The sequence below is a fragment of the Longicatena caecimuris genome, from assembly GCF_018406465.1.
Classification (GTDB): Bacteria; Bacillota_I; Bacilli_A; order Erysipelotrichales; family Erysipelotrichaceae; genus Longicatena; species Longicatena caecimuris.
Genome location: NZ_AP024510.1, coordinates 2,707,411 through 2,731,303, shown reverse-complemented (window position 1 = coordinate 2,731,303; position 23,893 = coordinate 2,707,411). Strand labels below are relative to the sequence as shown.

Annotated in this window: 23 protein-coding genes; 18 read left to right on the top strand and 5 right to left on the bottom strand. The window is 37.7% G+C overall.

The genetic code is table 11. The features are described from left to right. Position 1: 1 nt before the first annotated feature. Positions 2-691 (bottom strand): deoxyribose-phosphate aldolase, encoded by a 690-nt coding sequence (gene deoC, locus KJS44_RS12795; protein WP_008690720.1) that lies wholly within the window; start codon positions 689-691, stop codon positions 2-4. 102 nt (positions 692-793) lie between these two features. Here deoC and KJS44_RS12790 point away from each other — a divergent pair, with 102 nt between their 5' ends. From KJS44_RS12790 to KJS44_RS12765, 6 genes are all read left to right on the top strand, one after another. Then, on the top strand, positions 794-1,549 hold the full coding sequence (locus tag KJS44_RS12790; protein WP_008690721.1) for a GntR family transcriptional regulator: 756 nt from the start codon (positions 794-796) through the stop codon (positions 1,547-1,549). Positions 1,550-1,773: 224 nt separating this feature from the next. Then, positions 1,774-2,550 carry a glucose-6-phosphate isomerase family protein gene (locus KJS44_RS12785; RefSeq protein WP_008690722.1) on the top strand — a complete coding sequence of 259 codons (777 nt, stop codon included), beginning with the start codon at positions 1,774-1,776 and terminating at the stop codon, positions 2,548-2,550. After that, entirely contained in the window at positions 2,547-3,101 is a 555-nt protein-coding gene (locus KJS44_RS12780) for a glucose-6-phosphate isomerase family protein (RefSeq protein WP_008690723.1), read from the top strand. Before KJS44_RS12785 ends, KJS44_RS12780 begins: the two co-directional genes overlap by 4 nt. Continuing rightward, positions 3,098-4,837, top strand: coding sequence for a class I mannose-6-phosphate isomerase (locus tag KJS44_RS12775; protein ID WP_008690724.1), 1,740 nt, complete (start codon positions 3,098-3,100; stop codon positions 4,835-4,837). Before KJS44_RS12780 ends, KJS44_RS12775 begins: the two co-directional genes overlap by 4 nt. A 43-nt stretch (positions 4,838-4,880) precedes the next feature. Continuing rightward, positions 4,881-5,612: a GntR family transcriptional regulator gene (locus tag KJS44_RS12770; RefSeq protein WP_008690726.1), complete on the top strand. Its 732-nt coding sequence runs from the start codon at positions 4,881-4,883 to the stop codon at positions 5,610-5,612. 90 nt (positions 5,613-5,702) lie between these two features. Next, positions 5,703-6,308 (top strand): GNAT family N-acetyltransferase, encoded by a 606-nt coding sequence (locus KJS44_RS12765; RefSeq protein WP_008690727.1) that lies wholly within the window; start codon positions 5,703-5,705, stop codon positions 6,306-6,308. Between the two features lie 41 nt (positions 6,309-6,349). Here the strand turns inward: KJS44_RS12765 and KJS44_RS12760 are convergent, their stop codons facing one another. Beyond that, positions 6,350-7,552, bottom strand: coding sequence for an EAL domain-containing protein (locus tag KJS44_RS12760; protein ID WP_008690729.1), 1,203 nt, complete (start codon positions 7,550-7,552; stop codon positions 6,350-6,352). Positions 7,553-7,644: 92 nt separating this feature from the next. Beyond that, a complete protein-coding gene (gene rpoN, locus KJS44_RS12755; RefSeq protein ID WP_008690731.1) occupies positions 7,645-8,862 on the bottom strand; it encodes an RNA polymerase factor sigma-54 in 1,218 nt (405 codons plus the stop codon). 163 nt (positions 8,863-9,025) lie between these two features. Between rpoN and KJS44_RS12750 the strand changes: the two genes are divergently transcribed. From KJS44_RS12750 to KJS44_RS12720, 7 genes are all read left to right on the top strand, one after another. Next, positions 9,026-11,695, top strand: a complete 2,670-nt coding sequence (locus KJS44_RS12750; protein ID WP_318250329.1) for a sigma 54-interacting transcriptional regulator — start codon at positions 9,026-9,028, stop codon at positions 11,693-11,695. Positions 11,696-11,783: 88 nt separating this feature from the next. After that, entirely contained in the window at positions 11,784-12,206 is a 423-nt protein-coding gene (locus KJS44_RS12745) for a PTS sugar transporter subunit IIA (RefSeq protein ID WP_008690736.1), read from the top strand. A gap of 16 nt (positions 12,207-12,222) precedes the next feature. Continuing rightward, the gene (locus KJS44_RS12740; protein WP_008690738.1) at positions 12,223-12,693 is read left to right on the top strand and encodes a PTS sugar transporter subunit IIB; all 471 of its coding nucleotides are present in this window, start codon (positions 12,223-12,225) and stop codon (positions 12,691-12,693) included. A gap of 96 nt (positions 12,694-12,789) precedes the next feature. Further along, positions 12,790-13,572 (top strand): PTS mannose/fructose/sorbose/N-acetylgalactosamine transporter subunit IIC, encoded by a 783-nt coding sequence (locus tag KJS44_RS12735; RefSeq protein ID WP_008690739.1) that lies wholly within the window; start codon positions 12,790-12,792, stop codon positions 13,570-13,572. Beyond that, positions 13,559-14,389, top strand: coding sequence for a PTS system mannose/fructose/sorbose family transporter subunit IID (locus KJS44_RS12730; protein WP_008690743.1), 831 nt, complete (start codon positions 13,559-13,561; stop codon positions 14,387-14,389). Before KJS44_RS12735 ends, KJS44_RS12730 begins: the two co-directional genes overlap by 14 nt. Before the next feature lie 16 nt (positions 14,390-14,405). Further along, positions 14,406-15,407, top strand: coding sequence for an SIS domain-containing protein (locus KJS44_RS12725; RefSeq protein ID WP_008690744.1), 1,002 nt, complete (start codon positions 14,406-14,408; stop codon positions 15,405-15,407). Positions 15,408-15,506: 99 nt separating this feature from the next. After that, positions 15,507-16,583 (top strand): SIS domain-containing protein, encoded by a 1,077-nt coding sequence (locus KJS44_RS12720; protein ID WP_008690746.1) that lies wholly within the window; start codon positions 15,507-15,509, stop codon positions 16,581-16,583. 244 nt (positions 16,584-16,827) lie between these two features. On the opposite strand, the gene KJS44_RS12715 is transcribed toward KJS44_RS12720, so the two are convergent. Both KJS44_RS12715 and KJS44_RS12710 read right to left on the bottom strand, forming a co-directional pair. Next, complete coding sequence (locus tag KJS44_RS12715; protein ID WP_008690747.1) at positions 16,828-17,508, bottom strand: ABC transporter ATP-binding protein; 681 nt, start codon at positions 17,506-17,508, stop codon at positions 16,828-16,830. Then, entirely contained in the window at positions 17,495-19,696 is a 2,202-nt protein-coding gene (locus KJS44_RS12710) for an ABC transporter permease (RefSeq protein WP_008690748.1), read from the bottom strand. Before KJS44_RS12710 ends, KJS44_RS12715 begins: the two co-directional genes overlap by 14 nt. Before the next feature lie 165 nt (positions 19,697-19,861). Here KJS44_RS12710 and KJS44_RS12705 point away from each other — a divergent pair, with 165 nt between their 5' ends. The 5 genes from KJS44_RS12705 to KJS44_RS12685 all read left to right on the top strand — a co-directional run bounded on the left by KJS44_RS12705 (position 19,862) and on the right by KJS44_RS12685 (position 23,890). Then, positions 19,862-20,401 carry a hypothetical protein gene (locus KJS44_RS12705; RefSeq protein WP_008690749.1) on the top strand — a complete coding sequence of 180 codons (540 nt, stop codon included), beginning with the start codon at positions 19,862-19,864 and terminating at the stop codon, positions 20,399-20,401. An 85-nt stretch (positions 20,402-20,486) separates the two neighbouring features. Next, a complete protein-coding gene (locus tag KJS44_RS12700; protein WP_008690750.1) occupies positions 20,487-21,776 on the top strand; it encodes a sensor histidine kinase in 1,290 nt (429 codons plus the stop codon). A 50-nt stretch (positions 21,777-21,826) separates the two neighbouring features. Further along, positions 21,827-22,528: a LytR/AlgR family response regulator transcription factor gene (locus tag KJS44_RS12695; protein WP_008690751.1), complete on the top strand. Its 702-nt coding sequence runs from the start codon at positions 21,827-21,829 to the stop codon at positions 22,526-22,528. 192 nt (positions 22,529-22,720) lie between these two features. After that, complete coding sequence (locus KJS44_RS12690; protein WP_008690752.1) at positions 22,721-23,290, top strand: hypothetical protein; 570 nt, start codon at positions 22,721-22,723, stop codon at positions 23,288-23,290. A gap of 102 nt (positions 23,291-23,392) precedes the next feature. Further along, positions 23,393-23,890 (top strand): hypothetical protein, encoded by a 498-nt coding sequence (locus tag KJS44_RS12685; protein ID WP_017144763.1) that lies wholly within the window; start codon positions 23,393-23,395, stop codon positions 23,888-23,890. Positions 23,891-23,893 lie beyond the last annotated feature (3 nt).

Sequence of the window (23,893 nt, the reverse complement as noted above, 5' to 3'; positions counted from 1 at the left end):
GTTATCCTCTTTTTTTTTTAAATTCATCTAAGATTTTTAATGAACTGCTCGTACCGATACGTTCTGCACCTGCTTCCAGCATTGCTTTGCATGTTGCCCAATCGCGAATGCCTCCGGCTGCTTTTACTTTCACTGCATCGCCTACGGTTTCTTTCATCAGTTTTACATCTTCTACACTAGCTCCGCCAGTACCGAAGCCGGTACTTGTTTTGATATAATCCGGTTTCACTTTTTTAGCTATTTCCGCAAGCTTGCGAATTTCTTCTTTTTCTAAATAGCAGTTTTCAAATATAACTTTACATAAGATCCCATGCTTATGACATACCTGTGTGATTTCACGCATTTCCCTTTCAAGATAATCCCAATGATGCATCTTTGCTTCTCCGATGTTGATGACATAATCAATTTCATCAGCACCATCCGCAATTGCTTTCTGCGTTTCTAAAATCTTTGTCTCCAGTGTTGTCTGCCCTAAAGGAAAGGCGATGGCTGCTCCCACATGCACATCACTGTCCTTGAGTTGTTCTTTACAATAGGTTACCGGTGAAGCGTTGATGGCAACCATCGCGGCTCCGATTTCTTTCGCTTCACGGCAGAGTTTATCAAAATCCTCATGTGTTGCATAAGCCTTTAAAAAGGTGTGATCAAATACACTTGCAAGTGTTTTAGCGGTTAATTTTGTTGTGTCCATAACGATGTCCTCCTTTAATGTAATTACATTATAACATTAAGATATTTTCATTGTCAAATAGAAAAAAATCCTTTATAATAAAAAGAGAAATGAGGCATGTATATGATCGATAAAAACCTACGGCAGCATTTTCGCATTGCGAAAAATTCTCCTGTTCCATTATATTATCAGTTGAAATCGGCAATCTTGGAATTGTTTGAAAACGGCTATTATAAACCTGGTGATAAATTACCGACAGAGGCAGAGTTTTGTGAACTCTTAGATATATCAAGACCAACGATTCGTCAGGCATTTGCGGAGTTAATACATGAAGGGTATATCACCAGACAAAAAGCAAAAGGCACGTTTGTCTCGGTACCGAAAGTAGAAGGCAATTTCTTTATGAAATTAAGCAGTTATGACGAAGAGATGAAAAGCTTAGGTTTAGTGCCAAGCACAAAGGTGTTACAAAAAGAAACACTTCCTACACCGGAAGGTTGCCAATCATTATGGGAGAGTGAAACATCACTGTATTTAAAACGGCTGCGGTATGCTGATGAAAAGGAAATGGTCGTCGTGGAAACGTATGTGCCAAGTACAGTATTTCCGGACATTGCCCAACATGATTTTGAAGCATCTTCCCTTTATCAGATTATGGAGGAAAGGTATCAATGTAAAATAGCTTATGTTGATCGTGTGGTAGAAGCACGTTTGGCAGATGAAGAGATCCAGTCATTGTTGCATATGGAACAGCCGGCAGTAATCTTGTATGTTAAAACAAAGGCATATACGGCGGATGATCGGTGTGTGGAATATTCCACGGCATATTATCATGGAGAACGTAATACCTTCAAAATGCGTCTTATTCAACAGGGGTAATTCAGAAGCTCTTCTATTTGCAGGATGGAAGAGCTTTTCGCTTTATGCGCATACCATAGCTTTTTTATGGATTTCCTATGAAAAAAGATCGAAAAGATAGGTCAATTCCATGGAATTGGTATAACGAATTTCGGAAATTTCAGCACTTTTATTGACATTTATTCAGTGGTTTACTAGAATAAAATCAAGCAAGATATAATGTTATAACAATTAGGAGGAAAGATATGGAATTTGACCCTGGATTTGCCATCCATATGGAGGAAGAAACACTAACGTTTTCCTATGGCGATGGCGCATTTGGACCGATTTGTGAAAAGCGACATCTTAATGATATTCGTTCTTCATTGGCGGATGCAGATGCGGATGGACCGGATGTTTTATACAGTATAGCTATGGATGTCGGTATGGAAAAGGATCGCGAAGCGATTGTACAGCGCAATCTTTTATATGGTGCAGTTGCGTATGCGAAAGGAAGGATCGGGAAGGAACCTGTCCGCTCACAAGGACATATTCATGCGATATCCCCTTCTTGTAATGCATCCACCTGTGAGGTTTATGAAATATGGAGCGGTGAGGCGTATATTTATATGCAGCAGTATGGCGGTGATGATGCCGGAAATTGTTATGCCGTACATGCCAAAGCGGGTGATGTTGTCATCGTGCCACCGGGTTGGGTGCATGCGACGGTGAATGCGAATATCCATGAGAACATGAGCTTTGGGGCATGGTGTGTCAGAGATTATGGCTTTGCATATCAGGAAGTGCGTGAACACAATGGTATTGCTTTTTTCCCACTGGCGGATGAAGCGGGTAATATTACCTGGGAAATGAATCCTAGCTACAGCCAAGGAAACCTTACCATTTGTGAGGCCAAAGAATATCCACAATTTGGTATTGAAAAAGGAAAACCGATTTACACGCAGTTTCAGGAGAATCCGGATAAATTCTTATTTGTCGCACATCCTGAAATAAAGAAAAAGGAATGGGAGGAACTTGTATGAAGGTAGTAAAAGCACCGGTAACATTCGATATACATTCTGTAATGGAAGGAAGTGATGTTGCGGTTAGCACGAAACGGTATAAGGATGCCAAATCCTTCTTTGCCAAAGAAGGTGATCTGGATGAAAACACAGTGATGTATGATGTATATTCCTACACAAAAGGTGATGCCAAGCGAGGCAATTTAAACTGGGGACTGACCGTGTTACATCCACTTTGTGTAGCAGGAGAATGCAATATGACACGCGGACACTGGCATGAAGATCGTGATTGTGCGGAATTTTATTTCGGTGTCAGTGGAAAAGGATTGTTAATGTTGATGGATGAAGAAGGAAATACTTGGGCAGAAGAAGTGTCTGAGGGAAGCCTGCATCACATTGACGGTCATCTTGCACATCGTCTGATCAATACAGGGGATGAGGATATGAAAGTGGCTGCCTGCTGGGGTTGTGATGCCGGACATGATTATGCAGCGGTAGATGCGATGCCATTCGGCTATCGCGTAATGAAGGAAAAAGGAAAACTGGTATTTGTGAGAGGAGAAGAAGAATGAAAAGCAATTACAACAAATTCCCGACAACGTATATAGAGGGATATGATGACAGCGCATGGGCTGGTTATGCGCCTATTTTGGATGAATTGAAAAAACACTGCAATACAGGACGTCATGTACTGGTTGCTGATGTGTATCCGGGGGTATTTGATGATGAAATTCTGCCGGAATTAATGAAACTGCATCCAGCATTAGTAATTAATATGATAGATCTTTTTAAAGAAGAAAAAACCATCAGTGAACAATTGAAATATCATATAACGGATGATCGTGTCTTTGGTAAGATGTATTATGGAGATGTCATTGATTTTATTGATTTGACGAAACTGGAAGAGGCAAAGCAACAGGTTATGGCATGTGATGGTTTGGTTTTGCTTTATGGTTTTGGAGCTGCTTTGGTACATCCAGGGGATACTCTGGTTTATTTCGATATGGCTCGCTGGGAAATTCAAATGCGTTATCGCGCAGGCATGGGCAATTATAAATGCAGCAATTATGATGAAGATCCATTGCGTAAAAATAAACGTGGCTTCTTTATTGAATGGCGTATTGCGGATAAGCATAAAGCATCTTTATTTGAACGAATGGACTATGTATGCGATACAAATAAAAAGATGGAGCCAAAGATGATCAGTGGCGATGCCTTCCGCAGTGCATTACAACAGATCGCAAAACAGCCATTCCGTACAGTCCCATATTTTGATCCAGGTGTATGGGGAGGCCAGTGGATGAAAGAGGTTTGTGACCTTGATCGTTCCAAACAAAATTTCGCCTGGAGCTTTGATGGCGTACCGGAAGAGAACTCTTTATATTTAGGATTTCATGACATTACGGTAGAAATCCCAGCTATGGATTTGGTATTATACCAGCCAAAACCATTATTGGGTGCACAGGTATTCGCACGTTTTGGGGCAGAATTTCCAATTCGTTTTGACTTCTTAGACACCATGGGCGGACAGAATTTAAGTCTTCAGGTACATCCACTGACGGAATATATTAAAAAACAATTCGGTATGACTTACACACAGGATGAAAGCTATTATATTTTAGATGCAGAAGATGATGCTGTCGTATATCTTGGGTTAAAAGAAGGTATTCAAAAGGATGAAATGATTCAAGATTTGCGTAAAGCGAATCAGGGCGAAATGTCCTTTGATGCAGAAAAATATATTAATAAATTTCCGGCAAAGAAGCATGACCATTTCTTAATCCCGGCAGGTACTTGCCATTGTTCCGGAAGTAATGCAATGGTTTTGGAAATCAGTGCTACACCATATATTTTTACCTTTAAATTATGGGATTGGGATCGTTTAGGTTTAGATGGCCGTCCACGTCCGGTGCATATCGAACATGGAAAAGAAGTCATTCAGTGGGACCGTACGACACCATGGGTAGAAAAGAATTTAGTAAATGCGATTTATGAAGTATCACGTGGTGAACATTATGTGGAAGAACATACCGGTCTTCATGAATTGGAATTTATCGAAACCAGACGTTATTGGATGGATGATGTAACGCATCACACTACCGATGATGGGGTGCATATGCTAAATCTGGTAGAAGGAAGAGAAGCAGTCATTGAAAGTCCAACGAATGCTTTTGCGCCATTTGTTGTTCATTATGCGGAAACCTTCATCATTCCAGCAAGTGTCGGGGAATATACGATTCGTCCATATGGAGAATCTCAAGGTAAGAAAATCGGTGTTCTGAAAGCTTACGTAAGAAAATTTTCCTAAAATAAAATAAGACATGCTATAATGGATTCACGGAGGTGAGTTCATGGAGCAACTCGATTTTAACAAAGGTGCAATTCCTCTGTATATTCAAATTAAAAAAATTATTAAGGATAAAATCTTATCCAATGAATATGCCCCAGGAGATGCCATTCCAAGTGAGGCGCAGCTGCAAAAACGCTTTGGTGTATCACGCATCACGGCAAGACAGGCGATTGCCCAATTGGAAACGGAAGGATTGGTAGAACGTGCCAGGGGAAAGGGCACAAGAGTCATATTCCAGAATAAGATTGAAGAAGAACTGATTGGTATCAAAAGCTTTACGAATGAAATGCTGGAAAGAGGAATTACGCCTGGCACTAGCTATGTGCATATTGAAATGACCGTAGCAGATAAAGAAGTGGCAGAGGTATTTCATTGTCCTTTGCAGGAACAAGTATATCGTCTGTCCCGTGTACGTACTGGAGATGGGGCACCAATGGTTTACTTCATCAGCTATTTTTCTAAAGACCGCAATCTGCCTTTAGATGATACCCGCTATCAGGGCAGTATGTATGCATTGCTGGATGAACTTCACATAAACAAGCCATCACGTAGTAAGGAAAGCTTTTATGCCGTAACAGCGACGAAGGAAATTGCCGAAAAGCTAGAAATGAAAAAAGGCGAGGCCTTACTGGTGCGTAAGCGTGTATCTTATGATCATGATGGACGTGTGTTAGAATATACGGTTTCCTATTATCCAGGAGATCGTTATTCCTATACGATAGAATTACAATAAGACTCGAATCTATGTTCGGGTCTTTCCTTATATTTTAGGTAACATGCTATTGTAAAGAATACATATGAACTAGATAAGGAGGAGATGCAGATGACAACGTTAGATAAAACGATACCTTATTATCCGGTATTAATGGAACTAACAGAACTACCGGAAAAGATGGAATACCATTTGGCAGAAGGATATCGAGTCATACCTTTTGATGCGCGTTATAGTCAAGATTGGGTGCGCTTGCATGTGGCATTAGGTCAGTTAGCGAATTTTGCACAGGGAATGCAATATTTTAAGGAAACATTTTTATCGCAGCCGGAAAAAGTGAAGAAACAAATGCTGCTGGTCGTTGATGAAAACGGAAGGCTTGCCGGTACAAGCTCTGTATGGGAAGGCGAGCATTTTGGTCATACACGAATGCGTGTGCATTGGGTAGGTGTAGATGAGCATCATCAAAGAAAAGGGATAGCTAAGGCATTAATGATTGAAACGATTCGGTTGTATGCCTCTATGCAGGTAACAGAACCTCTGTATTTAACTACGCAAACAAACAGTTATGTGGCAATTGCCATGTATTTGCGATTAGGTTTTACACCTTATAAAAAAGCAATGCCCGTAAACTTTCAAGCAGATCCCAAAACATTTGAAAAAGATACGGCATTGGCTTGGAAACTCATCATGGATAAGATTGCCGAAATAGCCTAAAACAATAAAAAAAGAAAATCACACTCGATGATTTTCTTTTTTTACACCCATGATCGTAATAGCTGCAAGTATTCTGACATTGGCATTGCTTGATAATAATAATGCCCTTGGATCTGATCACAATGCGCCTCTTTTAATAGAGGCAGATAGCATTCATCTTCGACACCTTCCGCAACAATGCCATAACCACATTGTTTTAACATACGTATACTTGATTGTAACATCAGGTTATTTTTTTCATTGGCAGGTTGGGGAAAAAAGGAACGATCAAGTTTGATACTTGTAAAGGGAAGATGAGGAAGCATCGTTAAGGAAGCACTGCCACTGCCAAAGTCATCCATGGCAATCGGATATCCTTCCTGGTGCAAGACAGTTAAGAAGTCGGATAAGGCTTGATTATCTTTTGATAAAATATCTTCACTGATTTCAAATTCTAAGAGCTTACTGGAAAGTGCAGAAGCTTTTGTAAGTTTTTTTACTTCCATGAGATATTCCTGTGCATTTTCTAGTGTTGCTTCAGAGACATTCACACTGATTGGCAGTAAGGGGAATTGTTGTTTCTGACATAAGGCAAACATATGAAAAAGCTGATGTAAAACATATACATCCGTCTGGCGAATAAAGCTGTTTCTTTGAATTTCTTTCATCCATTCAGATAGTGGAAGCCATTGGTTTTCATGGTATAAACGCAATAAAGCCTCACCCCCACATATGGTTTGGGTAGCCAGATCAACTTTTGGTTGTATAAAAACACGCAGATTCCCTTTTGCCATTGCCTTTTCTACCATTTCCTGTGTCGAAACCGCTTGTAATAAGCGGTTTTCTAGCAATTGATCATAAAGCTCATAAGATGTCGTATATTTTGCATGATCCTTGCTTTTGATAGCGGCAAGCTGGCACTTATAAAATAAGGTAGATAGTTCTTCCTGTGCTTTGGGATAACAAATGCCAAAGGCAAAAGCAACATGTGGAAAAGCATCATCTAGTTGCTGGATCATATCATGAATATATGTCCAGGATATGGTTTTCCACAACGTGAATAAAGAACCATGCATCCATTCACTTACGCAAATACATGGATCCATGACAGACAGCATTTGGTCCAGTATTTCTACGGCCTTTTGGCATTCTTGCCGATCTTTTAAATAGTGTTGCGCATATTGTTTAATTTCAATATACACACCGATACAATCATCCGCTTCTAAGCGTTCATACAACGTTTCCATATCCTTCCATGTCAGCATTCCACATCACCTAATGAAAGTCTTGCACGTTTTTCTGCTTTTATGCATCCCTTTTTGTAAATGTGTCATTGAGCTATCTTGTGAAAACAGATTTAGCGAAGCTTGCGTTGTGAACTACCGGGGATATGCAACTGTTCTCGATACTTCGCTACGGTTCTGCGTGAAACCTTAAGATCCATGGCAGATAATTTTATCACCAATTGTTGATCCGAAAACGGTTTGTGTTTATCTTCCTGTCGAATGATAGAAAGGATGGCCTTTCGTATTCCATCGGCACTATCCCCTTGACAAGTCATCGCTGAAAACAATTGTTTAAAAGCATAACATTCACCTTCAAAGCGATAATATTTCTGATGCAAGGCTCTGGAAACAGTTGATTCATGCATTCCTAATTTTTGGGCGATATCCTTTAAGGTACAGGGACGCAGCTCATCATGATACAGAAAATAGCCTTTTTGAAGGGTGACAAGCTCATTGATGATCATGAGCAAGGAGGCATTGCGGCGATGCAGCATATCGACAAAAATACTTGCCTCTTGAAAGTATTGTTTTAATTGTGGATGCTCTTCCATCACACTGACATATTCCTGATGCAGGGAAGGGGTAAAGACGGAAATCGGTTCAATGCGAATTTCCTCATCTTCAACGATGATATCCACTTCCGGGGTTATATTGATTGTTGTTTGGGTTTGGTATGGAGCACAAGGATATGGATGACATTTGCGGATGGAATGTAAAATATCCTTGATCTCTTCGATCGTTAAGTTCATTTGCTTGGCAATAGAAGAAAGATCATGAGATAAGATGGCATCGGCATGATGTTTGAGCAGATATGCCCCTTTGGTGTTTCCCATATGCAAACATTGCAAATATAAGGAGTCAGCGGCATCTTTGGCAAAGACTCCACTTGGTTCAAAGGTACGAAGAATCGTAAATACATCCTGTACTTCCTGAAGTGTTACTTGAAAAGCGTGTGCAACTTCTTCCTCGTTGATGTTGATATAACCATTTTCATCTAAGGATTCAATAAGATAGGCGGCAATATCTTCACGTATGGAAGTCTTGCAGGTGTGCAGCTGATAGTACAACTCTTCCTTTAAGCTGATAGGCGCATGTACGGTATCCATCATTTCATAGCCCTTCTCCTGATGAAAGCGACAGGCAAACATCGGATTGCGTTGCGCAAATTGTAACACTAGCTTTGTGATTTCTTCATGATTCATTTTTAATACTTCTAAGGCATTCTGATTTTTCTGCGTTAATAAATATTTTTGTTGAAGCGTTTGTTGAATTGCTAAATTTTGTTTCATACGATCACCTCTAAGTTCCTCTTATCTATATCTAGCAAAAAGCGTGCCAACTTTCGTAAAAAAGCAAATTCTTCTGATTGACTTTTTCTATGAGAATTTCGTACACTTAATAATGGAAAAGGGGTTGATGGTAATGTTAGAAAAGGTAAGACAACAGGTCCTTATGGCAACCACAAGAGAATTAGCAGAAACAGGCAATGCAGTTGCGATTAGTGAAGCGTTGCATTTAAGCCGTAATATGGTATCCCAATATTTAAACCAGCTATGGAATGAAGGGAAACTTGTTAAAATAAATACCCGTCCGGTGTTGTTTTATGATGTGCAGACATTAGAGAAGTTATTTTCTATCCATCTGAAGGAAAAGGAATTCACATCGAAGAAGGAATTTGTAAAAGCCTTGCAGCCACAGGAAGCGAAAGATTTTGAAAAGCTGATTGGAGCGCAGGAAAGCTTAGCCAATGTGGTAAATCAATGTAAGGCTACCATATCATATCCGCCAAATGGACTGCCTTTATTGCTGTATGGACCTACCGGTACCGGAAAAAGCTTCATGGCACAGTTAATGTATGAATATGCCTTAAATCATCAATTGATCGAAGCGGATAAAAAATTTCTCATCGTTAACTGTAGCGAATATGCCAATAATCCGGAGTTGTTAACGGCGAATCTATTTGGTCATAAAAAAGGCGCATTTACCGGTGCGGATAAGGATAATCCCGGTCTTATCAAACTGGCAGAAGGCGGTGTGCTCTTCTTGGATGAGGTGCATTGCCTGCCACCGGAATGTCAGGAAAAGCTCTTCTTATTTATGGATAAGGGCATTTATCACATGGTGGGAGATAATGAAAAGTGGTATCAGTCTTCTTTACGTTTAATCTTTGCGACAACGGAAAAACCAGAAGAGGTATTATTAAAAACCTTGCTGCGCCGTATTCCGATGATTATCACGATTCCTTCCTTAGAAGAGCGTGGCACGCATGAGCGTCTACAGCTCATTCACTCCATCTTTGCGGCAGAAGAAACGCGTATCCATAAATCTATCTATCTTTCTACCCTTGTCTATCAAACCTTATTATCAACAACTTTCAATGCCAATATCGGAGAATTAAAAAATGCGATTCAAGCAAGCTGTGTCAACGCGTTATTTCATGCAGATCCCAACAAGGATCGCTTAGAAATACGGGCATATAATCTGCCGGAAACCTTGAAAGAGCCGAAGATGAATGTGCCATCCATGACGGAACAAAAGCTCATCTCTGTACATGAACTGGCAAAATTCGTATCGCATGAGCGCGCCATTCTAAAATGCAATGAAGAACTGTTGAAAGCTTATGATGCAAGAGAAAACAGTGATTTATTCTTAAAAACGGCATGTCAAAGCATTGATGAGTATCAGGAAACCATCGTCTTTCAAAAGAAAAAGACCATTCGTAAGAATGAATATCTGCAAGGTATCGTTTCCAATATCTTTGATATGCTGAGTTCACGTTATGGTTTTAAATTTGTGAATAATGATGTAATTGCCATCGCTTCCTATATTGATGATTACAGCCGCAACCTGTTAGAAATGAACAATTGGCTGGAGCAAGAAAAAAAACACGTCAAACAATTGCTTTCCTATATAAAGAGCGAATGGCATCGAGAATATGCGATTGCGCAGGAAATCGTAGAAAATCTTACCGTAAATTTGGATATGGAATTTGATGCGATGTTTACTTCTGTGCTGGCATTAAATCTAAAGAAATTAAATCGTATTACAGATTTGAATAAACGTATCGGTATCATTATTGCCCATGGTTTCAGTACAGCCAGCAGTATGGCCGATGCAGCGAATAAACTGTTAGGGCGTTATGTGTTTGATGCTATGGATATGCCGTTACAGCTTAGTTCCACACAGATCATTGAACAGCTAAATCGCTATTTGGCAAAAATTCCGCAATATGAAGAATTATTTTTACTGGTTGATATGGGTTCTTTGGAAGAAATCTATAAAGGATTAGAAGTATCCAATGCCAGCATTGGCATCATGAACAATGTCACGACACGTTTAGCACTGGAAATCGGGCAGGGTATTATCTCCAATACGCCGATGAAAGAAATCTTTGAAACTGCCGTTGATTACAGTAGTGCCAATTATCATATCGTGGAACATAAGAATCGCGAAAAGGTCATTCTCTGTTCCTGTGCCAGCGGTATGGGAACTGCCGAAAAGCTGAAAAAGATTCTGGTGGATTCCTTACCATGCGACTTACCGATTCATGTCTATACGTATGATTACAATACCTTATTGGAAAAACAGCTGCACGATGCCTTCTTTGAAAATTACGAAGTCATCTGCATTGTTGGAACACTGAATCCTAATATACCTGACATCCGCTTTATACCAATCGAGGATTTAATTATCAACGATACCTTGGATGAGCTGCACGATTATTTTAAGGATTACATCAGTGACAGTGAAATGAAGACCTTCCAACAAAATATCTTAAAGAACTTCTCGTTAAGTAATATCATGAACAATCTGACGATCTTAAATCCTAGCAAGCTATTAGAACATGTCGCCGATGCCATTGATAAGCTGCAAAATGATTTGCAGGTTCGCTTGACGAATAATACTTGTGTAGGCTTGTATGTGCATGTCTGTTGCTTGATTGAACGTCTGGTTACCAGAAAGAGCATTGAAACGTATACGAATGTAGAAGATTTTGCGGAAAAAGAAATAGCGTTTATCAAATCGGTGAAAAAAGCGTTTAGCGTCGTTGAAAATTACTATAGCGTCGAAATACCGGTGGAAGAGATTGGCTATATCTTCGACTACGTGAAGAATAATTAAGAAAAAAAGCGAAAAAAGCGTGTTTAACATGGAAAATTCCAAGTTGGCACGCTTTTTGCTAGTTAGTAAGTGAAGGGAGCTGATGAGTATGCGACAAGTGATTCTCGCATCCCATGGAAAGCTGGCGGAAGGATTATTAAACTCCCTGCGTATGATTATCGGCGAAGAGCTGACGCAGGATGTAGAAACCTACTGTCTGTTTCCGGGAGAAAATCCAAATGACTTTATGAACAAGCTGAAAGAGCGCATTGCAACAAATCCACAGATGGAATTTGTCATTCTCTGCGATATCAAAGGCGGCAGCGTTCATACAGCCTTATCGCAGCTGTGTGTGCATCACAATGTGAAGGTATTCAGCGGAATGAATATGAATTTGGCCATGGATATTCTGTTATCCTGTCCGCAAGTGATTGATGCGCAGGTCAAAGACAGTATCGTAAAGAATGCCCAAGACGGCATTACCTTCCTGGCAGCGGATGATTTAAAAGCTGAGGAAGATGATGAATTTTAGAAAGAGGTGAAGTAAGATGATTAAATGTTTACGCGTTGACCACCGACTATTACATGGACAGGTGGCATTTTCCTGGACGAGTGCATTAGGCGCTGACTGTATCCTGATTGCGAATGATGATGTCATGAAGGATGAATTACGTAAGACAACCATTAAGATGGCCAAACCACAAGGTGTTAAGCTGGTTATGAAAAGTGTGGAAGATGGCATTGCAGCGGTGAATAGTGGTGTTACAGATAAATACAAACTGTTTATCGTTGTGGAATCAATTCAAGATGCTTATCGTTTCGCAACAGAAACAAATGTCATCAAGTCTGTGAATTTAGGTGGCACGAAAGCAAAAGAGAACACAAGAAATATCAGTAAGGCAATCAATGTGACAGAAGAAGAAACAACCTTACTGAAAGAATTAGTAGACAAAGGAATCGAAGTGGAAATTCGCATGGTTCCTAATGATGCGAAAGTGCATGCGGAAAATGTATTATAAAATCGCATAAGAAACACAAATCTATCGAAGGTTAAAGCGAACCGCATAAAGAAACATAATCATGAAACTATTTGAGAAAGAGGAGGGTTTTACACAATGCTACAAGCAATCTTACTTGCATTGGTCGCAATGCTTGGTAATGCAGAATATTTATTTGGTACCTGTTTGTTATCCAGACCGTTGGTGATGGGAACATTGACAGGCATCGTATTAGGGGATATTTCAATGGGAGTAACTCTGGGAGCTACATTGGAGCTTGCCTTTATGGGCGCATTCTCTGTAGGTGCATCCATTCCACCGGAAATGATCAGTGGAACCGTATTAGGTACGGCATTTGCCATCACTACCGGAACCGGTGCTGAGGCAGCCTTGGCATTAGGTCTTCCAATTGCCAGTCTGGTTTTGATTTTTAAGAATTTAAGCATGGTCTTCATTTTACCGATGTTTGTGCATAAAGCAGATAAATATGCCGCTGTTGGTAATTATAAGGGTGTTGAAAGAATGCATCTGTTAGGTGGATTCTTTGGTGTCAATTTGATCATCGGTGTGATCGTCGGTGTCAGCTTCTATTTAGGTAGTCCTGTCATTCAGGGCATTCTGGATATGATTCCAGCATGGGTACAAAAAGGCTTAGAACTGACAATGGGTCTGTTACCTGCAATTGGTTTTGGCTTATTGATGCAGATGATCATGAACAAGAATGTTGCTTGTTTCTTCTTCTTGGGCTTTGCGTTAAGCACATATTTGAAGATTCCGGTAACCGGTATTGCCATCTTTGGTGCTATCGTGGCAATTGTCCTTGTCCAAATTAAAAATCAGAATAAGCATGCGGTGGAAACAGCCGGTGTGAGTGAAGGAGATGAAGATGATGACTTCTAATACGGTAAAAGAAAATAGTATGATTACAAAAAAAGATCTAAATAAAGTAGCCCTTCGTTCCTTGTCTATGGAATGGTCATGGAATTATGAGCGACAGGCGAATCTGCCTTATTGTTATGCGTTGATTCCAATCATTAACAAATTATATAAAACAGATGAAGAACGTGCAGAAGCGCTGAAACGTCATCTGGAATTCTTTAACACAACACCACATTTATCAACCTTGCTGTTAGGTATTTCTACAGCGATGGAAGAACAAAATGCTACAGAAGAAAACTTCGATACTTCCAGTATCAATAATATTAAGATTGCCTTAATGGGACCATTAGCCGGTATTGGTGACAGCTTTATATGGGGAACTTTACGTATCATTGCAACCGGTATTGGTATTTCCTTAGCACGTCAAGGCAATATCTTAGGACCAATCCTATTCCTGCTGGTATTTAATATTCCGGCACAGGGCTTACGTTTCTTCTTAATGAATGCCGGTTATAAACTGGGAGCTGAATTCTTAACGAAGATTGAAAAAAGCGGTCTGATGGAAAGCTTAACTTATGGCGCTGCTGTTTTGGGTCTGATGGTTATTGGTGGTATGACGGCGGAAAACGTATCTATCAATATACCGATTGCGATTGGTAGCGGTGATGAAGCAACAACAATCGGGGATATTTGTAATGGTATCATGCCGGGCTTATTGCCATTGGCATTTACCTTCGTGGTATTCTTCCTGTTACGTAAAAACTTTAAAACAACGACGATTCTGCTGTTAATGGCTGTCTTAGGTCTGGCAGGCGCATTCTTTGGATTCTTAGGTTAAAAAATAAGGAGAGGAAATGGAAATGTTAAAATTTAATGAACAAGCACAGATTGATAGTGTAAATGGAGCTTTGGCTCTGCGTGGAAAGATCAATGAGATCGTAGATGGGATTTGTAAAGAAGGTTATACGAATATTTGCTGGTTAGGCATTGGTGGAACATGGGCAAGCAGTATGCAGGCAACTGTGCATATGAAAGAGATGTCTGCGATTGAAACATGGGCAGAAAATGCCGCAGAATATCTAACAACAGGAAATAAACGTATTGGAAAGGGAACCATCGTCATCACATCCAGTGTAACCGGAAGTACGATTGAAGTAGTACAGGCAGTAAAAAAAGCACAGGATGCCGGTGCGAAAGTCTTAGGCTTTATTGATATCGATACTACAGAATTAGCAAAAATGGTCGATTATGAAATTGCTTACTCAGCAAATGAACAACTGAAATTCTTCATGGTTGCGGATCGCTTCATGTTTAACAATGGCGAATTTGCAGATTATGAACGCATGTATGAAGAATTTGAAAAATATTTAGCTGTTGCGTTGGTAGAAGTAGAAAAGAAAGCGGATGACTTTGGAAAAGAATTTGCGAAGAAACATTGGAACGATGAATTGCATTACTTCGTCGGTGCCGGCAATCAGTGGGGAGCTACGTATTCTTATGCTATGTGCTATTGGGAAGAACAGCTATGGATCAAGACAAAATCCATCACAGCACCGGAATTCTTCCACGGTATGTTTGAAATCGTTACACGTGATACACCGGTTACGATCTTTGTTGGAGAAGATGCACAGCGTTCTTTATCTGAAAGAGTTGTCAACTTCATTCCACGTATCTGTAAGAACTATACGGTAATTGATACCAAGGACTACGAATTAAAGGGTATTTCTCCTAAATTCCGTTCACATATTTCTCATCTGGTTATGCATGCAGTCAATAATCGCATTGATGCACACATGGAAGAAGAAACTTGTCATCCAATGGAAATCCGCCGTTATTACCGTAAACTGAATTATTAAAAAGAAGGTGGAGCAATCCACCTTTTCCCCTAGTAAATAAGAAAGGAAAAGGGATCAAACAATACCTCTTGTAAGAGATTAACATCCCAAGGATAGATTATGGAAAAAATGACAATGATGGATTACATCAAAGAAACACCGGCACAGGCGATGAAGAATATAGAAGACTATGCTACCTTGTGTGCGCCCCTGGTAAACTATGCCAAAGAAAAAAAGATGCGTCGTTTATGGCTGGTAGCCAGTGGTTCCAGTTACAATGCTTGTCATTGTGCTCGCAGCTTTTTGATGCATACCTTACAAATGGAAGTAAAAATCACTACCCCTTATACATTCACTTGGTATGAACATGCGATTGCGGATGATGATGTGGTTATCGTAGTATCTCAAAGTGGCTATTCAACCAACGCGATTGCGGCATTAGATAAAATAAGAGCGTTAGGATATACCGGGGTTGCCTTAACCGGCAATGTGGAACATGATATCAAAGACCATGCAGATCTTGTGTTCGATTATGGTGTTGGGGAAGAATTGGTCGGCTATGTCACCAAAGGAGTTACAACACTGACATTGTATCTGATGCTGTTTGCCATTGCTTATACAAAGCGCAGTGAAAAGCTAGAAGAAGTAAAAAAGGCTATAAAATTAAATGAAGAGATGATCGATAAGGCACAAACATTTGTAAAACAACATTATAAAGATTTCAGTTCTATGCATAGCATTTATGTATGTGGAGCAGGAGCTGGTTATGGCATTGCTCTGGAAGGTGCTTTGAAAAGTGGAGAAACTATTCATATTCCGGCACTGCCTTTGGAAATGGAAGAATATATTCATGGACCTAACCTGCAATTGACACCATCCTATACGGTTTTATTAATCGATGGCAATGATGCGGCAAGCAATCGTGTGCAACAGATTTATCAAGCAACACGCAGTGTGAGTGAGCATACCTTTATGTTAAGCAATGCCGCTAATTTAGATGATGATCATATACTAACCTTATCGGATATGGTAGAGAGTGATCTAACACCACTTGTCTATCTGCCATTTGTTCAAGTATTAGCAGCGATGATTTCACAGGATTTAAACAGTGTGAAACAGCATCCATTACTTAAGAAGTTTAAATCTTATGCGGATGCAAAAACAGCAAGCTTTATCAATTATGATGAGGATGATTAACCCACAATTTGCTGTATCACAAAGAGTTACAAAACCAATCCATATGCTTTATATATTTTAATTTTAAGTAAGCTACTAAAATTTAATTTACTCTATAGGCAGTTTGCAAAAAGCAAAGTCTTTTGCCTTCTTTTATCATCATATACAATTTAAACAAAAAAGACATCAAGAATAGATACGATAATAAAATCTATACGGATGTCTTTTATTTTAGCCTTCCTTATGGTAGCGCTCTTTCTGCATCTTAGTGATTATCGCACTTTTCAATAAACTTACCATCCTGTAAAAGCAATGTGCGTTCTGCATAAGCGGCTACATCACGATCATGAGTGACTAACAGAATGGTTGTTTTCTGCTTTTCATGCAGTTCTTTTAACATTTCCATAAGGATATGTGTGTTTTCACTATCTAAATTTCCGGTTGGTTCATCCATCAACAAGAGCTTTGGCTGATGCACGAAGGCTCTGGCAATCGCGACACGTTGTTGTTCACCACCGGATAGTTCTTGGGGCAATGCTGTGGTTAACTGGGCAATGTCCAATGCTTGTAAAAGCATTTCCACATGCGCTTGATCTACTGCTTTCTTTGCTAAATGCAGTGGTAATAAAATATTTTCCAAGACACAATGAAAAGGTAATAACGCAAAATCCTGAAAGACGATGCCGATATCCTCACGACGATACACTTCTCGCTGTTTGCGGGAAAAAGCGGTGATATCCTGTCCTTTTACTAAGATGGAGCCACTGTCAATAGGAAGCAAAGAAGCGATACAGTTTAACAAAGTGCTTTTACCAGAACCACTTTTCCCCATGATGGCAGTAAAGCTTCCTTCTTCAGCAGCAAAACTTAAATCATGTAAAACTTCACTCACTCTTCTTGTATTCGCATAGCATTTATGAACATGTTTTACTTCAAGCAATTTCATTAGAATCCCTTCCTTTTTCTTGTCCTACTTTCCCTTTTAATAAGATGGATAAACTTAAAAAGCTAATGAGCAGGATGCATAGCAATGGAACATGGTGGTGCCATATCAAAGAGGCCGGTAAATAATAAGGACTGCTAGGGGCACCTAATGTTGTTAATGGGTGATAAATTTTCTCATACAGCCAATACAGGCAAGCGGTGATAATCAAAGAAATAATAGCTTGTACAATAGCTTCTAAAAAGGCAGTGCATAAGAGATAGAATTTACTTACACCTAGTATGCGTAAAAGTTTGTGTTCTACATCCAAATAAGTCTGATGCAAACGATATTGATTTGACAGTAATAACAGCCATAGAAAACAGATGAACACTTCTATAACACCATAAAGCAGAACCGTTTGTAAGAATTTTTGTTGATGGATTTCTTCCTCTAAACGAGAGTTAGTGATGTGCAAATCACCATAACGACTAAGAATGTTCATGACTTGTTGATCGGTATGATGATAATCGGCTTTTTTATCTGTTTCAGCGACAAGTGATTGATAACCAAGATGTTCCCCCATGATGTTAGCATACCCCTTTTCACTAAGAAAGATGGTAAATGGAATTCCACTATCTTCGCCAAGCGCATCCACCATATCAGAAAACTTATTTTTCATAGGTAATACTTTCATCTTCATGGTATGTTTTCCTGTCAATGTTAACATCGTACCTTTATGGATATATTGAATTTCATGATAGTTACCACCATCCTGTTTTGCCTGTTCTCTGGTACCATCTGCCAGTAAGTAATCCGTTGTTGAATATCCATTTTCACTGCCAGTATTTTTTTTAAAGATAAAAGCTTCCGTATTTATAATCGCTAAATCACCGTTTAAAAAGGCTTTTTCATCAAAGTTTAGATATTTTCGCATGATGGGTATCACGGTTGTATCCTCATTGATAGCAATGAGGGTGGCATAGGTATTATGAGTGTCAGGAATAACATTTGTATAGTGATAATATGTTTGATAATCTTTTAAACAAGTTTCTTGTTGCATATTGGCATAGCTTATTTTTATATCACTGCGTATGTGAAAGGCGCGTACACTTGTTACATGGGGGATGCTCTTAAGTCCTGTTATATCAAGTTCACGTATCTTTTTTGATTCTGGATTTACGTTGAAAGAAGCACGATAATCGCCAATTCCTCGTCGCTTTTGATAGTCTTGCCATTGCATATAGGCATTTGCTTGTGTTTGTATGCATAGGAGGAAGGTACTTAAGACGATTACATGCAATACTATGATAATAACAGTGTGATGCGATAATGTAGTAAGATTTCGCCAAGCCAAGCGCCATGGCGTGATCTTTTTCCATGGATGGCGTATCGTCAGCTTATGTATATGTGTTTTCTTTATCATTTTTTCTTGTTTGCGATTCGTCAATAAATTGGCGAGTAGGATGGTTAGCAACAAACCAAGTAGAAAAATACCACCAACGTACCAAGAAGCAACAACTTCAATGTGTAGTGCATCATTTAATAGATCACTTCCTAAGGCACTGCCTCCATAATATAGCAAATAGGCACAAAGAATTGGCAGACGCAAGAGATAGATGAAAAACCAAAAGCGAATCCATCGTATTTGCTTACGCGATGCTCCCAATTGTTTTAGGATGTGATCTTCTTTTTCATAACTCATAAGAATATCTCGAATAATGAAATACATAAATACAAGAATCATACACAACGCAAACATCATCCCTATTAAGAAACGACTGCTATTGCCATTTAACCAAACCATATTATCATAAGCATAGGTATTGATAGCAGAAACACCTGGTATGGAAGGATAGTCTTCGTTTACGCGTACATCTTTTAACCATAAGGAAGAAAGACTACCTTTCGCTTTGACAAAAGCAGCGGATAAAGAATTGCTGTCTTGTACATTCCACATCGAGCGATAGGGCTTTATGATTCCTGTGAGATAAAACTTATGCATTTTTCCATCACTTAACAACAGCTGTATCGATTGATGAAGCTGATAGGAATAACCTAAATAGCTCAACACATCGGCCTCGATGATGATATCATTGTTCTTTTGCGGATAGCTGCCATCTAATAGTTCTAAGTGAAACAAGTCCATGGCTTCTTTTGTATATTGAGAAACTTCTCCAATTTGGGCATAGCCATCTTGATTTTTTACCATGATCTGTCCTAAAGATGGCAAAGGTAAGACAGTATCTAAATTTGCTTTTTTAGCAGTTTCTACATCTTTTTGTTCTACGTTGAAAATAACGCGATTCCACTCTCCATAATGAGCAAAAGCTTATGTATTTTGTTATAGATAAGGGAAAGGATAAGTGAGGTAAATATGAAAAAAATTATATTATGTTTAGGAATTCTATTATCTTTTACATGCTTGAAAATTGAAGCTAAAGACACAACAAGTGATTATGATGAAGAGATACAGATGTTTAGTGATTTTTATGAATCGCCTTCCACTTATAGTTTTCAAAATGATAAAGGACAAGAGATAAATTCTTATATTCTAAGCAAACATAAGGATTTTAAAAATAATCCTGAAAAGGTAACAAGACAAATGATGAAACATGTAAGTAGTGTTATAGATTATGAACAGGTTCTTTCCGACCGCGCTGGTAAAAATAAAATATGGAAAAATTTAAAGGTCTATTATACATCATCCAAATATGTGCAATATGATTTCAAAGCAACAGCTAATATAAAAAATAGTAAAGTAAGTTCAGTAAAAGGAACTGCTTATAATTTAAGAAAATTGTATAGTGACAAGTATACAATTGTAACAAAAACAAACTTTTCTAAGAACAAGGCAAGCTTTAATATAAGTCACATTATCACAAAAAGTAATGTGAAGATGAAAAAAATACAATAATCACGTGGCAGTTATAAACTAAAATTGTTTTAATCTGTAATTTTGTACTATTATGTGCTATTATATGCAAAAGGTGGACAGAATTATGGAATATGATTTTTTGATAACTATTCTTATCAGCATCGTAAATTTAAGCAGCTTTTTATATATGTATTTTTTCCCGAAATTATCTATGGAGCTAAAACATAAGAAAATACGTGGTATTTATGTTGTTTTTGTAATACTTTTCATGATTTATAATTTATATGAACTTACCTATTATCAGGTGTATTCAATTGAACTGGAATATAGTATTTTGGGTTGTTTAATGTTTATCATGTTAAAGGGAAATGTCTTTAAAAAGATATATTATATTATTTTTTCTTATGTTATGACGCAATTGGCTGAATCCATATACATCTTTATCAATAATATTATTTTCCAATTTATCTTTCCTTGTGATGACGATTACTTGATTTTATTAGAGTTGTTAAAGCCTATTATTTTAGTGGTGGCTTATAAACTGTTTAAAAAATACAAAATGGATGATGATCATATGGATAATAAAGAATGGTTTTTATTTATGATAATGGCAATTTTTGCGGCAGGTTTTTTTGAATACTCTGTATTTGCCACATGGAACATAGATTTAAATGATCCTTTACAATATGTTATTTTTAATTACGTTTATACCTTATTTATGGTTTTGATGTATATGTTATTTTATTTTTATTTACGCGCAATGGGCAAAAAAAATAAAATACTTTTTGAAACCGAACGCCGATTACAAACAGAAGAGTTCAATATAAAATTACATAAGCAAATGGAAGAGGCAAATGAACAAAACAGAAAATTAAGACATGATCTGAAAAATCATATGTTGATGATAAAAAATAAAATCGACCATGATCCCCAAGAAGCAAATGAATATATTGAACAACTTTTAGGTAATGTGAATAATACAACTATCATTGATGGAAAGAATGAAGCATTGATTTATATTTTAAATTCAAAAAATGCCATTATGCAAGAAAAAGGGATATCTGCGAAATTCATCTTACAAAGTGATTTAGATATTATAAGTGAGTATGATCTGACAGTTATATTTGGTAATTTATTAGATAACGCAATCGAGGCACAAGAACATGTGGAAGATAAAAGAATTATAGTAGAGATACGGGAAGATAAAGATTTTTATTATATTAGAATAAAGAATCATTACGATCCGGCAAGGATCATAAAAACGAATGAAGTATTTAAAACAAGTAAAGAAAATAAAGAACAGCATGGATACGGCTTAAAGAATGTTGAGGAATGTGTTAAGAGGTATCATGGGATCTTCAAACAAGAAACAGATGATTACTATTTTATTTCTATGATATCTATCCCTAAATAAAGTATCAGTAAGCATATGTGATATAATTACAAATAAAGTGGGTGATGCTAATGCAAGATATAAATGTGTGTATTTGCGAAGATGATCTTGATTATGCACAACAGGTGAAAACATATATTCTTCATAACTTTAGTAAATTAAAGGTGTTTGTATGTGATGATGATAGTTTACCAGATGAAAAATTTAATCTGTATATACTAGATGTGGAATTAAAGCATAGTACAGGTTTTGAAATTGCCAAGCAATTAAAATTAAGACACCAGGATGTAAATATCATTTTTTTGACAACGCATGAAGAATTTGCTCGAAAAGGGTATGAGTATCAAGCGTCAGCTTATGTATCAAAAAATTATTTTGATGAAGAGTTTCCATTGGCGATACAAAATGTTATGGATAAGATAAGAAAGCAAACGATTCTTGTGCCAATTACATTTGAAGGGAAGCAAACCGTACTTCGTCTAAATGATATTGATAGTTTACTATCAGAGGGGCATTATCTTATCATCAATTGTCATCATGAAGCATATCGCGTAAGAGGTTCTTTTAAAACTTTTTTTGAGAAGTATCCTAATGATGATTTTTGCTCTAATATGAAAGGACAGTATGTAAATATGCGCTATATCAAATATATAGATACCGGTCGCATTGTATTAAAAGATGGAAGATGGCTGCCATTATCGAGAAAAAAACAAAAAACAGTGGAACATGAATTTAATAACTATATGACAACATTTATGACAGATTCTTTTTAGCAGTAAGTGACTGAAAGACCAATCCATGTCAGAAACAAGCCTTTTGTTGCCAACTATCTTGCACAATATACGTTGTATGATAAAATACGTTCAATAGAATATAGAGCATGGAAATAGAAAAAAGATGATGAAAAAATTATGATGGAAGTATTCCATATAATAACATCATCAAATGGAGAGGAAGTTAAACATATGACAAAATTTATGAAATCATTAGGCATTGGAGCATTAGCTCTTACAATGCTGGTAGGCTGTCAAACTAAGCAGCCTACGGATAATAAAGTAAGCAAGAGCCAAGGAAAGGAAGATACCATCTGCATTGATAAAAGTTTTGTGAATAATCATCAAGTTACGCTGCATCCAATTGCTGCCATAGAAGATATCAAAATGACAGATGCCGTCTTGAAAAAGGATGAATTACAGGCAAAGTTGGTAATAAAAATACCAGAGATGATTGAAGCATGGAATGAATATAGGATCTTTAAAGATGAATATCGTTTCACAATTAGTGTAAAAGATGGGGAAGACACCGTTTCGTATACAGGGGAAGAGGTATACAGCGTACAATTATTTGAAGAAAATACGACAGTTAAGATAAAAGAGAAGATCACAGAAACAGCCGTTCTTACGTATTTGCATACAAAAAGTGATGCTAAAAGTTCATATGTAACAATTAGCTTGAATTTTCTAAATGAAAACGGCGATGTTGTGCATGTTTATAACATCGTGTCACCAAAAAATGAGATAAAAGTTTATGAATAAAGGCTCGTTACGGAGCCTTTTCCTTATGTGTATTTGTAAAAGACACCTATATTTATGGTATACTAATAATATATATTAACAAAATAGCTTGAAGGTGATGAAATGAAGAAAATAGGATTGGGGATGAGTGCTGTAATTGTGGCAATTGGCTTATTTCTGTTTTGGCGATATGCTACATATGGACATTCTCAGGAACAGCCTGCCTCGAATGTACATATGCAACAGGTATTAGAAAAGTTTTATCAAAATCCGGGGAATTATAATTTCTTTGATAAAGATGGTAACAGCATGAATGCCTATATTATGAGTCGTGAAAAAGCCTTTCAATTACACCCGCAAGATGTCACAAAAGAAGTTGTGAAAAAAGTCAATGATTATTCAGAAGAGGTCGTTCAAGAGCTTTTAGAATTACATAGTGATGAAGAATGGATACATGCCTTTCAAGAATATTATAAAAAACCATACATATATTCACTATATGATAAAAAAAGCGATTCTATGAAAGAATACGCCTTGAATCAAAAGGAAGCTTTTGAAAAATCCCCCCAAAAAACCATTCAGGATATAAAAAACATATTAATGAAGTATATAAAATCGTAGAAT

Bases quoted from the DNA above. Each gene is read 5' to 3' on its own strand.
- deoC (WP_008690720.1), bottom strand. From the start codon at position 691: ATGGACACAACAAAATTAACCGCTAAAACACTTGCAAGTGTATTTGAT.
- KJS44_RS12790 (WP_008690721.1), top strand. From the start codon at position 794: ATGATCGATAAAAACCTACGGCAGCATTTTCGCATTGCGAAAAATTCT.
- KJS44_RS12785 (WP_008690722.1), top strand. From the start codon at position 1,774: ATGGAATTTGACCCTGGATTTGCCATCCATATGGAGGAAGAAACACTA.
- KJS44_RS12780 (WP_008690723.1), top strand. From the start codon at position 2,547: ATGAAGGTAGTAAAAGCACCGGTAACATTCGATATACATTCTGTAATG.
- KJS44_RS12775 (WP_008690724.1), top strand. From the start codon at position 3,098: ATGAAAAGCAATTACAACAAATTCCCGACAACGTATATAGAGGGATAT.
- KJS44_RS12770 (WP_008690726.1), top strand. From the start codon at position 4,881: ATGGAGCAACTCGATTTTAACAAAGGTGCAATTCCTCTGTATATTCAA.
- KJS44_RS12765 (WP_008690727.1), top strand. From the start codon at position 5,703: ATGACAACGTTAGATAAAACGATACCTTATTATCCGGTATTAATGGAA.
- KJS44_RS12760 (WP_008690729.1), bottom strand. From the start codon at position 7,552: ATGCTGACATGGAAGGATATGGAAACGTTGTATGAACGCTTAGAAGCG.
- rpoN (WP_008690731.1), bottom strand. From the start codon at position 8,862: ATGAAACAAAATTTAGCAATTCAACAAACGCTTCAACAAAAATATTTA.
- KJS44_RS12750 (WP_318250329.1), top strand. From the start codon at position 9,026: ATGGCAACCACAAGAGAATTAGCAGAAACAGGCAATGCAGTTGCGATT.
- KJS44_RS12745 (WP_008690736.1), top strand. From the start codon at position 11,784: ATGCGACAAGTGATTCTCGCATCCCATGGAAAGCTGGCGGAAGGATTA.
- KJS44_RS12740 (WP_008690738.1), top strand. From the start codon at position 12,223: ATGATTAAATGTTTACGCGTTGACCACCGACTATTACATGGACAGGTG.
- KJS44_RS12735 (WP_008690739.1), top strand. From the start codon at position 12,790: ATGCTACAAGCAATCTTACTTGCATTGGTCGCAATGCTTGGTAATGCA.
- KJS44_RS12730 (WP_008690743.1), top strand. From the start codon at position 13,559: ATGATGACTTCTAATACGGTAAAAGAAAATAGTATGATTACAAAAAAA.
- KJS44_RS12725 (WP_008690744.1), top strand. From the start codon at position 14,406: ATGGAAATGTTAAAATTTAATGAACAAGCACAGATTGATAGTGTAAAT.
- KJS44_RS12720 (WP_008690746.1), top strand. From the start codon at position 15,507: ATGGAAAAAATGACAATGATGGATTACATCAAAGAAACACCGGCACAG.
- KJS44_RS12715 (WP_008690747.1), bottom strand. From the start codon at position 17,508: ATGAAATTGCTTGAAGTAAAACATGTTCATAAATGCTATGCGAATACA.
- KJS44_RS12710 (WP_008690748.1), bottom strand. From the start codon at position 19,696: ATGGTAAAAAATCAAGATGGCTATGCCCAAATTGGAGAAGTTTCTCAA.
- KJS44_RS12705 (WP_008690749.1), top strand. From the start codon at position 19,862: ATGAAAAAAATTATATTATGTTTAGGAATTCTATTATCTTTTACATGC.
- KJS44_RS12700 (WP_008690750.1), top strand. From the start codon at position 20,487: ATGGAATATGATTTTTTGATAACTATTCTTATCAGCATCGTAAATTTA.
- KJS44_RS12695 (WP_008690751.1), top strand. From the start codon at position 21,827: ATGCAAGATATAAATGTGTGTATTTGCGAAGATGATCTTGATTATGCA.
- KJS44_RS12690 (WP_008690752.1), top strand. From the start codon at position 22,721: ATGACAAAATTTATGAAATCATTAGGCATTGGAGCATTAGCTCTTACA.
- KJS44_RS12685 (WP_017144763.1), top strand. From the start codon at position 23,393: ATGAAGAAAATAGGATTGGGGATGAGTGCTGTAATTGTGGCAATTGGC.